Below are 14,698 nucleotides of genomic sequence, written 5' to 3'. Positions count from 1 at the left end.
GCGTACCCTAAAACTATGGAACCCGAAGTCCGGGATCTCCGGCTCCGCACCGGCATCACCGTGCCGTGCCGCGTCCAGGGCGACGCCGGCGACCCACCGTTGCTACTTCTGCATGCGTGGGGTGAATCCCGCCGGAGCTTTGACCGCCTGATACCCCTCCTCACCGGTTTCCGGACTTACGCCCCGGACCTTCGCGGGCAGGGCGAAGCGGACAAACCGCAGGCTGGCTATTCCCTCGGGGAACAGGCTGAGGATGCTGCCGCGATCCTGGACGCGCTCAACGTTCCGCGGGCATACGTCGTCGGCTCTTCGAGCGGCGGTTACGTGGCCCAGCAGCTCGCCGTCGTCCATCCTGAAAAGGTGGCGGCGCTGGTGCTGGCGGGCTGTCCCGTGAGCCTTCAGGGGCGGCCGGCCTTCGCCGACGAAGTGGACAAACTCACCGACCCCCTCGACGAGGACTGGGTCCGGGATTCGCTGACCTGGTTTCCGCTGGTACACGAGGTTCCGGCCTGGTACATCGACAACCTGGTGCGCGATGGTCTCAGGATGCCTGCCCATGCGTGGAAGGCCATCCTGTACGGGCTCTGCGAAGCCACTCCACCCACGGAATCGGGCACCATCCAGGCGCCCACGCTGATCCTGTGGGGCGCCCAGGACAACCTGCTGCCACGCACCGACCAGGAAACCCTGTCTGCCCGAATCCCCGGCTCGGTATTGAAGGTCTACCCCGATGTGGCGCATGTGGTCCTTTGGGAGGTCCCGGACCGGATCGCCGATGATGCGGCGGCGTTCTTCCGATCCCTCGCCGATGCCCTCCATCCGTCGGAAACACTGTGACGGACCGTTCTGCGAGCGCCGTGGCCAAACGGCTGAGGGAAGCCTACGAAAACCTCCCGCTGCCGCTTCCCACCGTGGCCGCGATAACTCTGGACTTCCTCCTTGACCGGATCCGGCCAAGACCGCTTCCCGGCTCCCGCGCCCTGCACCGGACGGCAGGGGCTGGACTGGTGCTTGCCGGCGTCGGCCTGAATCTTTGGGCTCTGGCTGAACGGCGGCGCCGCGCACCAGGCCCCTTCGCACTGGAGCGGCCGGAGGAACTGGTCACCACCGGTCCGTATGCCATCACCCGCCACCCCATGTATGTGGGCTGGTGGCTCCTCCAACTGGGCTCGGGAACCTTGGCCGGTTCGTCCTGGGTTATCGCGACGCTGCCGGCCGAAGTGCTCCTGGAACACCGCTTTGTCCTCGGCGAAGAGGCCATACTGGCCGAACTTTTCCCGCAGTCCTACCCGGAATACGCCAAGAGGGTGCCGCGCTACCTCGGGTTCCCGCGGGCGTGAGCGGCGATCCCGGCGTCGTGCATTGTTTTCCGTCCGGCAGGACCCTACCGTGAAAGGACGGTCGGCCGAACGCGGGTGTGGGCATGCGAACTGTTACCAGGTCAGCGCGCTGCTCCCTCTTGTGCTTGCTGGCCGTGGGGATCCTCGGCGTCACGACGCCGGCACCGGCACCTCCGACGCCCGCAGCGCCCACTAGTCCCGAGCAGGCCTACAGTGCGTTGGACTCTTACCTGCAGGAACAGCTCGACGACGTCGGGATCCCGGGTGCCGCCGTCGCCGTCGTCCAGCACGGCGTACAAGTGCACTCGGCCGCATTTGGCCGGGCCGATGACTCCGGGCGGCCGATGACCACCCAGACACCGGTGCTGCTGGCCTCCACCAGCAAGTCCCTTACGGCCATCGCCGTGATGCAGCAGGTAGAAGCCGGCCGGCTGCGGCTGGATGAGCCGGTGCAGAGCTACCTGCCCTGGTTCACGATGAACGACAGCCGAGCGTCGGCGATCACCGTCCGGCACCTGCTCCACCAAGCCAGCGGCATGTCCTCGAAGGACACGGCCTTCGAGGCCTCCGACGCGCAAGGTCCGGAGGCCCTCGAGGAAGGGGTCCGCGCCCTGGCAGGTGCTCCCCTGGACCGCGCGCCCGGCGAGGCGTTCCACTACGCCAATGCCAACTTCAACATCCTGGGTGTCCTGGTTCAGACCGTGACCGGCCAGCCCTTCGGAGACTATCTGGAACAGCACGTCTTCGGGCCGTTGGAGATGTCCAATAGCCATCCGACGCGCGCCGCCGCCCGCGCTGACAACGCGGCCGCCGGCTATTCCCGGTGGTTCGGTTCGTTCTGGCTCAGGACAGATGTGCCCGTACCCGCCGCCGGCATGCCCTCCTCCACTTTGTATGCCTCGGCCGAGGATCTGGGGCACCAGCTGACAGCATTGCTCGACGGCGGACGGTACGGCGATGCCCGGATTCTCCAGCCCGGGAGCGTGGCGGCGATGTTCGAGCCACGCGTGCAAGTGGACGGGTCCAAGGGCTACGCCATGGGCTGGTTCACCCGGCCACTGTTCGAGTCAGCTGATCCCGCCGCACCTCCCGTCCCGGATTCAGCCCTGCCGCGGCTCGTGGAACACCAAGGCGAATGGGGCAACAGCCACACGTACCTGGCCATGGTTCCGGAGTCGGGCCTCGGCGTTGCCCTGGTCATCAACGGCAATGACACCGCTGCCCCATCGCGGCTGAAGGCCATCGACACCAATGTGCTCAGGATCCTTTATGGGCAGTCCCCCGTGCCGGCGGTGGTGTTCGAGGACTGGCTGCAGCGCTACAGCTGGGCTGTCGCTTTTGTGCTTCTGCTGACGGAGTTGGTGAGTCTGTGGGCTGCGCTCCGGTTCCTGCTTCCGAGGCGTGCGGCGGCCCGGAAACGCTGGGCTCCCCTGGCGTGGGCCGTCGTCGCCCTCGCCCTCGACGCGTTTGCGCTCTGGCTGTGCCTGGCCTACGCCCCCGCGCGGTTCGACACCCACCTGTTCGTCATCATCCGCCAGTTCCCTGACGTCGGCGTCTCACTCGTGCCGGTCCTCGCGCTGGCGCTCCTCTGGCCGGTTCCGCGGACGGTGTGGCTGCTCGCCCGGTTGCGTGCGGCGCCGGCTGATACTGCCCGTTCAAGCCCCGGCTGACGCCCTGACCGGCGCATTGCGGCGATCGACCGTCTCGCCCCCGCATTGTTCTGCCCCTGCAGCAAAATCGCCGCTTGCACTATCGCGACTGTCATGACGCTTGGCGGCCCCGACGCGCCCCTCTAATGTTTGTCGAGGAGAGCCGCTGCCACGGGTGGGTGCAGTTGTTCCAGGACAAGTACCCGCATGCCGGCGGGCCCGAGCACTATGCAGCATACCTGGTAAATTCTGATGGATTCGAGCTGGAGCTTGTGGCAACCATGTAGGCGCGGAAATGGCACCGCGCCCGGTTGAGGATCGGCTACCGGGCACCCTTGCGCACCGTATACGCTGGCTCCCATGTCTCGAGTTCTGATCACCGGCATGTCAGGGGCGGGAAAAACGACGGTGCTGCACGAGTTGTCCCGGCGGGGCTACCGGACGATCGACACCGACTACGACGCCTGGGTGCTTCCTGACGGCACGTGGGATGAACCGCGCATGTCGGCACTTCTGGCATCTGATTCGTCCCTGGTTGTCTCGGGAACTGTGGAGAATCAAGGACGCTTCTATGACCGTTTCGCCGCTGTTGTTCTCCTGAGCGCACCCGTAGAAGTCCTCATCGAGCGAGTGTCGCTTCGTTCGAACAATCCCTACGGCAACTCAGAGGTAGACCAGTCCGCGATCCGCCAATACATTCTCGACGTCGAACCGCTGCTTCGGAACGGGGCAACCCTCGAACTCGATGGTCGTCGACCGGTCCCAGATTTGGCGGATGAGGTTGAACGTCTCATCGCAACGTCCGAAGAGACCTGACGCCCGGCGGAGGATCCCCAATCGCGCTACCCCCGGGCCGCCGAGACGTTGAGACTCCAAGCAGTGCAGGCTACGTTTACCTCTAGCGGGGCAAGGGCTCGGATCAGCCAGGGGGACTAATGAATCTATGGAAGCTAGTCAAAGCCTTGCCGCAGCCGCAAAGGGCAATCATGGTTGTATACGTGGCCGCCGCCGCGGTGATCGGAACGGCCGGAGTGGCCTTCACGCTGGTGGTCAGGGATGCTCGAGGTTTCGGCATGTCATGGGTCACGGCTGGGCTGGGGCTGCTGGCCTTTCTGTTCGGCCTTGTACTGGCAACCAATTTCCGCGGATCGGCCAAAGTCTATGCCTCCATGATGAAGGGCCTGAGAATGTGGGGAATTGACTACTCAGGGACGGCCTTCGCCAATCCTCGCTTCCTCAGGCTCTTTGGAGTTATGTTCATGGTGATGGCTGTCCTGGTAACGGTGCTAAGCCTGGCTGGCCGCCCGGCTTCCTGACAAGGGGGGACACCGTCCCGGAAAAGGTTCAGCTCATGATCGATCTTCGGACTAGGAACGAGGCGTGCCAGTCGTCCTCACGGTCGAGCGGTTGGAATGCTCATCACATTCGTTCTAGCACTGCTAGCCTATGGTTTTCGCGTGGGTGACGCCCTTATCGCAGTACTGGGGATCCTGCCTCTAAACCTCTATTTCGCCTACACCTACATGAGGAAGAAGTCCGACCCGTCCTGAGCTACTTGCCCACGAACCTCCCGGGGTATGTGAGCAGAAACGTCCCAGCAGCCTTTGACTAACGGACACCACCAGGGCGGCGAGACCCACTGATTGGACGACTTCTATAGTCCTATGCGGTGCCCTCATGACCTTGTTTACTGCAGTAGAAGCCCCTGCGGACTCCAAACCTGAGGCAGCAATGGCACCATTCGAGTAGCTCATCTTGATACGAAATCCGGCCAGATGATTTGCGTAATCGCCATTAAGAGGATGACTACCGCAGATATACACTTCCCAGCGCCCAGACCACGGATCGTCCCGGTATCGACAAGCCATCCAAACCCTGCAGTTTCCAGCCCTCGACCTCTGACGTTCTCCGCCCAAATTTCTGCTGTGCGTTCGAAATTTCTCCATGTCAGAAGACCGACTCCAAAGACAGAGGCCAGAAGCACTAGAACCGGAATGAGCAGGAGCAAATTGAAGGCGTGCGGCCCGAGACGGAAACCAATGGAGATTAAAGCGCAGCCAAACGCGGCAGCGGCTGAACCCGCCTGAATTATCCGCAGCATGCGTACACGTTGTGGCAGGCGCCGGTGCTCAAATAACGCTCTGCGAAACCACCGCACTTGTTTCCCCCGATTTATCAGCAATAAGCCGCACCCTATACCTCTAAGGGGAGTCCTACCCTGATCTGGGGTGACTTGCCAAGTAGAAACCTACGACGTCTGGGGCTGACTCCGCTGCGCCGTTTGGCGTTAGCCTCGGCCCTTTCAGCAGCCAGCCAAGATAATCTCAGCATTGTCGTGGTTAGACGCGTTCGAGAGGGCGGTGAGGTTCAGCTGGCAGCTCGACTTGAATCCCGTCACTGACTCTTACTTCGCCGCCCGTATGTACGATGCCCATGATCCCTGTTTTTCGGATTACATTGCCCCCGCTGTCTCGGGGTAGAACTGCTTCCAGGAGCCCGGCTTGGAAGCGATCAATCTGGAGGCAGGGGTTACGCAGACCTGTCACCTGAACGACCGCGTGCGCTCCTATCCGCAGCAGTGTTCCTTCCGGCAGGGCCAGGAGATCGACGCCGTGAGTTGTGATGTTCTCTCCGAGGTCCCCGGGCTGCACTGAGAAACCTTCCTCCTCAAGCTCCAGGAACAGTTCTGCGTGGATCAGATGCACCTGCCGCAGGTTGGGCTGCGTAGGATCACGTCGAACTCTCGAGAGATGCTGAACAGTAGTCCCGCTGTGGGCATCTCCGTCTACTCCTAGCCCCTCAACGAGAAGGATCGACGGACGCTGCTGCTTACTGAACTTATGCTGAGCATCCTGACTGACTGAAACAACGTAGCTGCCCACATTTCCGTTCATGTATCGCTCCTACGCCTGGGTAATCCAACCTTCCCAGCCTAGGCGCCGGGTTGGGATTTACCTTTCAGCCTTCGTTGTGGCGCGCAATGAAGGCCGACATTCCCGGGATGGTAATTGAATCGAGTTATATGCCGGCAAGTACACCACGCCTTTGGTAATGAGACGCAAGCGGATCACCGCCAGCTTATTGGCCGGCTCTTCCACCCGCCCAGGCGTTCGATGGTGGCCAGGTCCTTTTCCGGGGTTGTTTCAGTGCGTTTGCCGCCGTGAGTCGTCGGCCCGGCTCGTCCCTATTCCGGACGCTCGTAGCAGGCGTTTCCCACGCTTTATGCAGCTTCTAACCGTGTTCCAAAAGCTTTGCCAAGGATCCATCCGTCTCACAGGGCGGCTGAATATGGTCGCGGCACCCGGCTTCCGTGAACTTCTGGCACATGTCCTCGACCAGGAGGGCCGTAAGCAAATCGTCGTGGACCTGGCCGGAACGGAATTCATGGACTCCACCGGCCTCGGCGCGCTGATCTCCGGGTTGAAATTAGCCCGGCTGGCAGGCGGGGACCTGCGCATCGCCGCCCCGGGACACAGGTCATGACCGTTCTCAAACTGACCAACCTTGACCAGATCCTGCGCCCCCACAACACCGTCGAAGAATGCTTCGAACTCACCCTGTCCGTTCCGGCACGCCCGGCCGGAAGTTAAGCGGCAACACGGAGCCCCCGCCGCCGTAGTTACGCATCCGTATGAACGAGGCCGCAGGTTTGCCTAGGTTTGCTCAAGATTCGCTAAGGCCAGCACAGGGTTTTACGAAGGATTCCTCCCAATTCCGGCCGGAGGCCTCTGCCGTTTGCGACCATTGTCCCGGGATTCCTTCCAAAGCGAGCTGTTGAGGCCTTGAAAGGGAACTATCCGGGCCTCAGTGCCCATTGATTGAACGCATCTCATGGTGCGTGCCCGACCAGGCCACTGAGGCAGAACTTTCGCCCCGCCACGGGGGCCTCATTATTTACCGACGCTGGGGAGTGTTTGTGCATAAGAATCGATTGATACAGCTACTAGTCTCCGGACTGGTGTTGTCACTGGCTGTTTTGTTAGGCATCGCAGTGCCCTCGCAGGCCGCAGGACGGGCAGAGATCACCCTGAGTACCTCAGCGGGGCCCGCCGGAGCGTCCGTGACCGTGACCGGCGCCGGCTTTGCCCGCCAGTCCTCCGGGACCCTGACGGCCGGCTCATCCTCTGTCCCGTTCACTGCCGGAGCTGACGGCTCCTTCACAGCCGATGTGATCATCCCGGCCACAACCGATACAACCGTTGTCGTGACGGCCACGGCACGCAAGGCATCGGCATCCGCGGCGTATAGCGTCACGTACAGCCCAGCCTCCCTCAATGCCGGCCGTGATAGCGCAGGCGCCGGGTCTGCACCGATAACGATGGCCGCCCGGACGAACACGTCGGCGACAACTCTCACCCCGCCGATCAGCTCCGACCCGCTCCGGTTCGGCGTGTCCACCCCCGGCGGGCCGCTGGCTGCCAGCGAGCTGGACGCCGTCGCCTCCCTGGTCAAGGAAAACCCGTCGATCATCATGTCCTACAAGGACTTCAGCCAGGCCGCCCCGATCGCAGACCTGAACGCCGTCGACGCCCGCGGCGCTACCAGCCTGATCACCTGGGAACCCTGGCTGTGGAGCGGAAACGGCGCCAACCAGCCCGCGTACGCCCTGGACCGCATCACCGCCGGTGACTTCGACACCTACATCCAGGGCTGGGGCAACGCCCTGAAGACCTGGGGAAAGCCCGTCATGCTCCGCTTCGCCCACGAAATGAACGGCAACTGGTACCCGTGGGCTGAAGCAGCCAATGGCAACGGCGCCGGCGACTACGTCGCCGCGTGGCGCCACGTCCATGACGTGGTGGCCGCCACCGGCGCCACCAACGTCCAGTGGGTCTGGAGCCCGAACGTCCCGTACTGGGGTTCCACGCCCCTGACCGGGCTCTACCCCGGCGCCGCCTACGTCAACGTCGTCGCCCTGGACGGCTACAACTGGGGAACCGCAGTGTCCTGGAGCTCCTGGACATCACCGTCGTCCCTGTTCGGTGAGGGCCTCACCGCTCTCCGGAGCCTCGCTCCCGGCAAGCCGATCATCATCTCCGAGACGGCCTCCGCCGAAGCCGGCGGGTCCAAAGCCAACTGGAACACCGCCCTGGTCTCCTACCTGGCAGCGCAGTCCGACGTCACCGGCTTTGTCTGGTTCCACCACAACAAAGAAGTCGACTGGCGCATCAACAGCTCCACAGCCTCGACGAACGCCCTTCGCACGGCCCTGGCGGCCCGCTGAACGCTAAGTCCGCGATACTACTGAGTCACCCCCCACCCGCTCTGCTGCGACGGGTGCGGGGTGACCGGTCGGAACCCAATGTTTGGAAGGGTCGCTCCGTGAACCACCAACTCGTCGTCAGGATCCTCACAACCCTGACCCTGATCCTGGGCGTGAACTACATGGTGTGGCGGTGGCTGTTCTCGGTGAACTGGTCCGCAGCCTGGATCAGCGTGCCGCTGGTTATGGTCGAAACCTACAGCCTCGTCGATGCCTTCCTCTTCGGGCTAACCATGTGGAAGCTGCGCGTACGCGACACCCCGCCTGCCCCACCCGAGGACCTCACGGTGGACGTGTTCATTACCACCTACAACGAGCCCATCGACCTCGTCATGACCACGGCCCTCGCCGCAAGCCGTATCAGCTACCCGCACAAGACCTGGATCCTGGACGACGGCGGCCGGCTCGCCATGAAAAGCGCTGCCGAATCAGCCGGCATCGGCTACATCACCCGCTCCCCCGACTGGGAGAACCACCGCCGGCACGCCAAGGCGGGTAACCTCAACAACGCCCTGGCCGCCACGCAGGGCGAGTTCCTCCTCATCCTGGACGCGGATCAGGTCCCGGAACCGGGAATCGTGCACAGCATGCTGGGTCACTTCGCCAACGAAAAGGTTGCCCTGGTGCAGACCCCGCAGTGGTTCCACAATGTCACGGACGAGGACATCCTCGGCAGCCAGGCACCACTTTTCTACGGCCCGATCCAGCAGGGCAAGGACGGCTGGAACGCCGCGTTCTTCTGCGGTTCCAACGCCATGATCCGGCGCGAAGCCCTCATGCAGATCGGAATCACCGGCTATGTCCAGGGCGTCCGGACCACAGTCCGGCAAACCCTGAGAGCCGCCGACAAGGTCATCGCCAGAGCACGCACCGAACATGCAGCCACCGGACCCCATGTGTTCCAGGCACTCGAGGAAGTGGAAATGGCCGTCCGCAACGCCCGGAAGGACCTGCATGACAACAGGCCTGTCGCCAGCATCACGTATGACTTCCAGCGAAAGGTCGATGCCGCAGCCAGGAGCATCGTGACGGCCGATGTCGCATCGCTGCAGGCGGACCTGGACGAGATCGCCCGCCTCTCCGGAGACAACAGGACCGTCTCCATCGACGACGCCACGATCGACAGACTGGCGCAGCGGGACTGGTCACCCATCGGCGCCATCAAATCGGTGCGCAGAATGGTCCAGGCACTGGACGTCGACCGCTCCGACGAAGCCATACCCGTCATGCCGATGGCTACAAACTCAGTGACCGAGGACATGGCCACCTGCATGCGCCTCCACACACAGGGCTGGGAGAGCGTCTACCACCACGAGATCCAGGCCAAGGGTCTGGCCCCGGAGGACCTCCGCACCATGCTGACCCAGCGGCTGCGCTGGGCGCAGGGCACGATGCAGGTGTTCTTTCGAGAAAACCCGCTCCTGCAGAATGGCCTCAGTGCAGGGCAGCGGCTCATGTACTTCTCCACGATGTGGAGCTACCTCTCCGGCTTCGCCGCCGTCGTCTACATCGCAGCCCCCATCATCTTCCTGTGCTTTGGAGTACTGCCAGTGGCTGCACTCAGCGTCGACTTCTTCGCCAGGCTGATCCCCTTCCTGATGGTGAACCAGGTCCTGTTCTTCGTCGCCGCCCGCGGCAGGAAAACCTGGCGCGGACAGCAATACAGCATTGCCCTCTTCCCCATCTGGATCAAAGCCTGCACGACGGCGGCCGCCAACGTTATCTTCGGCCGCGACCTCGGATTCGCGGTCACCCCGAAGACCCGCCAGGGTGACGGTCCGCCCTGGTCCCTGATACGCCCCCAACTTGTGACCATCGCCGCCCTTGTCATCGCCGCCGTCACCGGGCTCATCCGGATGTTCGTCGGCGCCGGCGCACCCGCCGGAACCCTGGTCAACATCGCCTGGGTCGCCTTCGACCTCGTGCTCCTCAGCGTGATCATCCGAGCCGCCCTCTACAAGGGCTACACCCCCGACAGAAGACGGTGAGAAATGACCGCCGAACCACTCCAGATCCACGAGCTCCACGCGTGCGCGGACCCCGAATGCCTGGGGAAAGTCCACAACCTCCTGGCCGAGATGTGGAACAGTTCACCGGACGTGTCCGAACTGGACCGGGCAATGTTCGAAACCGCCGTCATCGAAATCGCTGCCAACATAATCCTGCACGGCAACGATGAGGGCAGCACTCTCTGCAATCTCACTCTCGAGGTCTACCCGGACCGCCCCGAAGCGCACCTCAGGGACGACGGTCTCAGCGCCCAGAAAAAATCCCAATCCCGGGCCCCCTTCAAGTGGCTGCGGCCATAAGCGTCGCCATCAGGGATCCGTCCACCGGAGCATTTGCTTGGCGCCGTATTCAACTGGGCCTTGGTTTGGCCTGACGGATGATTTCTCCGCGCCGTACTGGTCTGTACAACGGATGCCGACTCACGGGAGACTGACGCCATGCGCAACCTGACCTTCGCCATGAATGTGAGCGTGGACGGCTATATCGCCGCACCCGGCGACGACCTCGGCTGGAGCCTACCGAGCGACGAGCTGTTCCAATGGTGGTCCGAACGGGTGAGGGCGACGGGCCTGGCGCTGTACGGGCGCAAACTGTGGGAGACGATGAGTTCCCACTGGCCGACGGCCGACCAGCAGCCGGGGGCCACGCCTGCGCACATTGAGTACGCCCGCCGCTGGCGGGCCATGCCGAAAGTGGTGTTCTCGTCGACGACCAGCACCGTCGGCTGGAACACTCGTTTGGTCACCGGCGACGCGGTCACCGAGATCACCCGGCTCAAGGCCGACGACGACGGCTCCATGGACATCGCCGGTGCCACACTCGCCGCGGCGGCCATGCGGGCCGGGCTGATCGACGAGTACGTGATGGTCACCCATCCGGTCCTGGTAGGGGGCGGCACGCCGTTCTTCACAGCTCTGGACCACTGGGTGAACCTGAACCTGGTGGAGACCCGGACGTTTCCCGACGGTGTGATCCTGACCAGGTACGAGACCAAGCGCTGAGTGCCCGACGCCGGATCAGCGCGGGCTTCGGGCCACCCAAGGATCTCGTGGAGTTGTGTTCCGAAACGTGATCATGATGTTCCTGCCAATCCTGCTTTTCACCGCAGACGATCCGTCCGAAGAGGGATCCCTCAGCGGGCTCGGGACGGCCGCGGGCAGTCACCGCCCTAGGCAGGATCGATTGTCGGCGATAGGCTGCGCGAACCGGGCCGGCCGCGGTTCGCCAGACAGGGGGACCACGTTGAGCTCGTTTGTTGTCGGCACGGATCTGATCGACCTGTTGGCGACCGCCGCCCGGAGGATCCGCAACGGCAAGATGCCGGACCGCTTCTTCGACTATGAGGACACTGCCACCGCGCAGTCGATCGGGGAAGCGCTGACCTGGTCACCGTCGACGGCCTACATTCCTCAGCGTAGGTAGGGTTGGGCCATGACTTTCGCAAACGCGGGAACACTTGGTGTGATCCATGGTAAGCGTGATGAGCTGGTGGCTCATCTGACTCGGCGCAGTGACACCCTGAAACAGATCGGTTGCCTCACGTATGAGGTGGGGGTGAGCGACGACGACGTCGATACGGTGTTCGTCGTGGAACTTTGGGAAAGCGCGGAAGCGCATCAAGCTTCACTCGCGCTGCCGGAGGTCCAAGCGGCTATTGCGGCCGCACGGCCGCTTCTGTCCGGCGCTTTCGGCGGGTTCCGCTTTAACGTCGTCGGATCACCACTGCGCGACTGAACCGCCGCGCTCCAAGCGCACGCTCGCTGGTGAGGACGACCAGACGGTTCGTTGGCTCTCCGGGAGGGCGGGGACCGTCGATTCCACGGGCTGATACTTTGCGATGCTGGCTGAGAATGCCAGCATCACTCGGTGTTGCAGAACGCTGCGAGTTTCCGCGCCAAAAAATATGCGTCCGCTCAAGCGTTCCCCAAACGAGCAGTCCAACGGCGCGCCTGTTCTCCACCAAGGAGGGTTACGGCAGGCTGAGGCTATGTCGAATCCGGAATCAGAGAAATCAGCCAAACCGGTTGAGTTAACTATTAGCGTCGGTGATTGGCAGATCATTGACGCGACCATTGATAACAGTGTTGACATTGCTGCAGAGGACGGCGACGATCGCGTGCTCGACCAAGGCCGGCGAGTTCGTAGTGCAGGCTGGGAGGCGGCGCGTCTTCATCCGAGAAGTGGGGAAGGGCTGGTTGGCTGGCCGCCCACAGACGATGAGCTCAGCGTAACGCTGCCAATAGCGGCGTGGCGGTTCGTTCTGGACGAAATGCACCGATGGGGCCGAGTTGAGGCCGAGTTGGAAGGCAGTGACCAGGAAAAGCCGGAGTCGAGGAGCTTTGCCATAGCCCGTTTCCTGGCGGAACGCATTGCAGGCTCCTCAAAATCATGAGTTGCCGGATTTTGACGCAAATGGTTCACCGCACGGCTACTAACCCGTCAGTTATTCAATATCCACTCTGAGCCCTGGAAGTCCGGGATCGCATCCTTTGCCTCTCCTGAAGCTGAGATTCCTATCCCACCCCAGTGTCTTATCCCTTACGTTCCGCCTGGATCGCGTCAAGGTCGCGGACGGCGAAGCGGTGGTGTTCCCATTCCTCGTGGAGGATCGTGTGCAGGCACTCGAGTGTGGTCACCATGTATTGCGGCTCATCGGGGGCTTCGTGCGTCCGGGCCAGGTCCACCGCGGTGACGCCGGCGAGGAACTCGCGCACCATGGCGACGCGGCCGGCCCGGACGTCGAGCACGTCATCATAGGACGGTGCGGCCGTGCTAAAGACCGACATATCCAGGCCATCGGTCTCATACTCGACATTGGGTTGGCCAATTGGGTGGTAGGGCTTGTCCTTCTCCAGAATGCCCTTGCCCAGCCACTTGTCCGTGGCCATCACCAGGTGCCGGAGCGTCTGGGAAAAGGACCACTCGCCGTCGACAGATACGTTGACAGTGCCAGCAGGCAAGCCTGCGACGCGCTCCAGCGTGGCCGCCCACGTCCGCTCCAGCATGGCCCAGGCCTCGCGCAGGCCTTCAGGATCCCGGGCGTGCCTGGTTTCACGGCCGGGAAAGCGGCGGTTGAGTTCGGCTTCCACGAAAGGAGCCACATCCACGCCGTTGACCCGCAGGAAGCTCTTGCCTTCCAGGAGCCACGGCGCGTCGATGTCCGCACGCTCCACGTCCACGCCTCGCATCACGGAACCGGACAGATCACTTCGGACGAAACGGGCCCCACGCAGGTTCACGTCAAAAAATTGAGCACCCTGCAGGTCTTCGGATCCGGTGAAGGTCGCCATGCGCGTAACTCTTCCATGGAGGAACCGAGAGCATCAAGCATTACGGGGCCGCGCCGAAGGGTATGGCCCGGCACTGCCTTTCGCGTACCCCAGTGCAGACAACCCCTTCACACCAGCAGCTTCGCCACCAACTCGCCGCGACTGCCCACGCCCACCTTTCCGAACAGCGCCTTCAGGTGGTCGTGGACCGTGTGTGGGGAGATAAACAGGTGCCGGGCGATGTCCGCCGTCGTACTCCCGGACAGCACCTCCAGGAAGACGTCCCGCTCCCGGGCGGTGGCCCCGTAGGCCGCCAGCAGCAAGCTGACCAGGTCGTGCGTGGTGGCCGGTTCCACCGTGACCACCATCTGCTCAGGGTCGTCGCCCATGATGAGGCGGCTGGCCTGCAGCACCACCCAGGTGCCGCCGGCGTCGCGCATCCGCGCCCGTGCAGTCCCCGACGGCGCCGCGCGCGCCCGCGCCACCGCGGCATACAGCGTCATGCTGAACCGGCCGGGAGCCGCGTCCTCCACCTCGGCCAGCCAGGACGTCGCAGCGGGCGTTGCCGCCTGCAGTTCACCGTGCGGTCCGGCCAGGACAATCACGGGCCCGACGGCGGCGGGCCGGGCCTGGTGGGCGGCCCTCACCGCGATCCGGGTGGCCGCCGCCAGGGTCGCCGTCACGGCGTCGAGGAATTCCACCTCGCGGTCCGTGAAGTCATGCCCGGACTCGCGGAACAGGCTGCCCACGCCCCAGCATGCGTCGTCCACGCGGAACGCCGCGCGCAGCTCGTGGTCCAGGCCCAGCGGCAGCAGCAGGTCGTTGATCCGGATACTGCGTACCACTTCCCGGTGCGGTGCATCGGAAATCCTCGCGACAGGCCGCGGCCGCTGCAGCAACTCGGCGAACGTGTTGGGTTCCCGGCCGGTGTATTCGGACTGGGCGAAACGGGCCGCATATTCGTCCGTGACCGGCCATGGACGCCAGTTGGTCACGGACGTCATCCCCAGGGATTCGGGGTCGACGCCGGCCCAGCAGGCCTGTTCGAACGGCACCGTTTGCCGCACAACAGCCATGGCGGACTCATACAGGTCGGCGACGTCCAGGCCGCCGGTAGCCAGGGCGGCGATCTCACGCCGCGCACGCTCAGCGCGTTCCTCCCACATA

The 14,698-nt window shown here is 63.5% G+C and carries 15 protein-coding genes and 2 pseudogenes; 14 read left to right on the top strand and 3 right to left on the bottom strand.

The window, feature by feature from the left end; genetic code table 11:
- Window positions 1-15: 15 nt before the first annotated feature.
- The 6 genes and pseudogenes from ACLKOZ_RS01180 to ACLKOZ_RS01155 all read left to right on the top strand — a co-directional run bounded on the left by ACLKOZ_RS01180 (window position 16) and on the right by ACLKOZ_RS01155 (window position 4,305).
- Window positions 16-837 (top strand): alpha/beta fold hydrolase, encoded by an 822-nt coding sequence (locus ACLKOZ_RS01180; RefSeq protein WP_337350246.1) that lies wholly within the window; start codon window positions 16-18, stop codon window positions 835-837.
- Window positions 834-1,340, top strand: a complete 507-nt coding sequence (locus ACLKOZ_RS01175) for a methyltransferase family protein (RefSeq protein WP_436472311.1) — start codon at window positions 834-836, stop codon at window positions 1,338-1,340. The genes ACLKOZ_RS01180 and ACLKOZ_RS01175 overlap by 4 nt, the downstream gene beginning before the upstream one ends.
- Before the next feature lie 83 nt (window positions 1,341-1,423).
- Window positions 1,424-3,010: a serine hydrolase domain-containing protein gene (locus ACLKOZ_RS01170; RefSeq protein WP_436472310.1), complete on the top strand. Its 1,587-nt coding sequence runs from the start codon at window positions 1,424-1,426 to the stop codon at window positions 3,008-3,010.
- Window positions 3,011-3,159: 149 nt separating this feature from the next.
- Window positions 3,160-3,276, top strand: a pseudogene (locus ACLKOZ_RS01165) (VOC family protein); the annotation flags it as partial.
- Between the two features lie 73 nt (window positions 3,277-3,349).
- A complete protein-coding gene (locus ACLKOZ_RS01160; RefSeq protein WP_436472309.1) occupies window positions 3,350-3,805 on the top strand; it encodes an AAA family ATPase in 456 nt (151 codons plus the stop codon).
- A 170-nt stretch (window positions 3,806-3,975) separates the two neighbouring features.
- The gene (locus ACLKOZ_RS01155) at window positions 3,976-4,305 is read left to right on the top strand and encodes a hypothetical protein (protein ID WP_436472308.1); all 330 of its coding nucleotides are present in this window, start codon (window positions 3,976-3,978) and stop codon (window positions 4,303-4,305) included.
- A gap of 1,023 nt (window positions 4,306-5,328) precedes the next feature.
- Here the strand turns inward: ACLKOZ_RS01155 and ACLKOZ_RS01150 are convergent.
- A complete protein-coding gene (locus ACLKOZ_RS01150) occupies window positions 5,329-5,883 on the bottom strand; it encodes an MOSC domain-containing protein (protein WP_436472307.1) in 555 nt (184 codons plus the stop codon).
- Window positions 5,884-6,211: 328 nt separating this feature from the next.
- On the opposite strand from ACLKOZ_RS01150, the pseudogene ACLKOZ_RS01145 reads away from it, so the two are divergent.
- The 8 genes and pseudogenes from ACLKOZ_RS01145 (at window position 6,212) to ACLKOZ_RS01110 (ending at window position 12,654) form a co-directional block, all read left to right on the top strand.
- Window positions 6,212-6,579: pseudogene (locus ACLKOZ_RS01145) on the top strand (STAS domain-containing protein).
- A gap of 401 nt (window positions 6,580-6,980) precedes the next feature.
- The gene (locus ACLKOZ_RS01140) at window positions 6,981-8,213 is read left to right on the top strand and encodes a glycoside hydrolase family 26 protein (RefSeq protein WP_436472306.1); all 1,233 of its coding nucleotides are present in this window, start codon (window positions 6,981-6,983) and stop codon (window positions 8,211-8,213) included.
- Window positions 8,214-8,374: 161 nt separating this feature from the next.
- Window positions 8,375-10,240 carry a glycosyltransferase family 2 protein gene (locus tag ACLKOZ_RS01135; RefSeq protein WP_436472466.1) on the top strand — a complete coding sequence of 622 codons (1,866 nt, stop codon included), beginning with the start codon at window positions 8,375-8,377 and terminating at the stop codon, window positions 10,238-10,240.
- Between the two features lie 3 nt (window positions 10,241-10,243).
- The gene (locus tag ACLKOZ_RS01130; RefSeq protein ID WP_436472305.1) at window positions 10,244-10,561 is read left to right on the top strand and encodes an ATP-binding protein; all 318 of its coding nucleotides are present in this window, start codon (window positions 10,244-10,246) and stop codon (window positions 10,559-10,561) included.
- Window positions 10,562-10,699: 138 nt separating this feature from the next.
- Window positions 10,700-11,263: a dihydrofolate reductase family protein gene (locus ACLKOZ_RS01125; RefSeq protein ID WP_436472304.1), complete on the top strand. Its 564-nt coding sequence runs from the start codon at window positions 10,700-10,702 to the stop codon at window positions 11,261-11,263.
- Window positions 11,264-11,504: 241 nt separating this feature from the next.
- Window positions 11,505-11,684 carry a hypothetical protein gene (locus tag ACLKOZ_RS01120; protein WP_436472303.1) on the top strand — a complete coding sequence of 60 codons (180 nt, stop codon included), beginning with the start codon at window positions 11,505-11,507 and terminating at the stop codon, window positions 11,682-11,684.
- Between the two features lie 9 nt (window positions 11,685-11,693).
- Window positions 11,694-11,996, top strand: a complete 303-nt coding sequence (locus ACLKOZ_RS01115) for a putative quinol monooxygenase (RefSeq protein ID WP_436472302.1) — start codon at window positions 11,694-11,696, stop codon at window positions 11,994-11,996.
- A 253-nt stretch (window positions 11,997-12,249) separates the two neighbouring features.
- On the top strand, window positions 12,250-12,654 hold the full coding sequence (locus ACLKOZ_RS01110; protein ID WP_436472301.1) for a hypothetical protein: 405 nt from the start codon (window positions 12,250-12,252) through the stop codon (window positions 12,652-12,654).
- A gap of 139 nt (window positions 12,655-12,793) precedes the next feature.
- Here ACLKOZ_RS01110 and ACLKOZ_RS01105 read toward each other — a convergent pair whose 3' ends face one another.
- Together ACLKOZ_RS01105 and ACLKOZ_RS01100 are read right to left on the bottom strand one after the other, a co-directional pair.
- Window positions 12,794-13,552 carry a DinB family protein gene (locus tag ACLKOZ_RS01105; RefSeq protein WP_436472300.1) on the bottom strand — a complete coding sequence of 253 codons (759 nt, stop codon included), beginning with the start codon at window positions 13,550-13,552 and terminating at the stop codon, window positions 12,794-12,796.
- Between the two features lie 107 nt (window positions 13,553-13,659).
- A complete protein-coding gene (locus ACLKOZ_RS01100; RefSeq protein WP_436472299.1) occupies window positions 13,660-14,697 on the bottom strand; it encodes a response regulator transcription factor in 1,038 nt (345 codons plus the stop codon).
- Between the last annotated feature and the right edge of the window lies 1 nt (window position 14,698).

It is taken from the genome of Arthrobacter sp. R4 (assembly GCF_051365025.1).
Lineage (GTDB): Bacteria > Actinomycetota > Actinomycetes > Actinomycetales > Micrococcaceae > Arthrobacter.
Note: the sequence above shows the minus strand (reverse complement) of the source record. Positions and strands in the feature narration are given on the sequence as shown.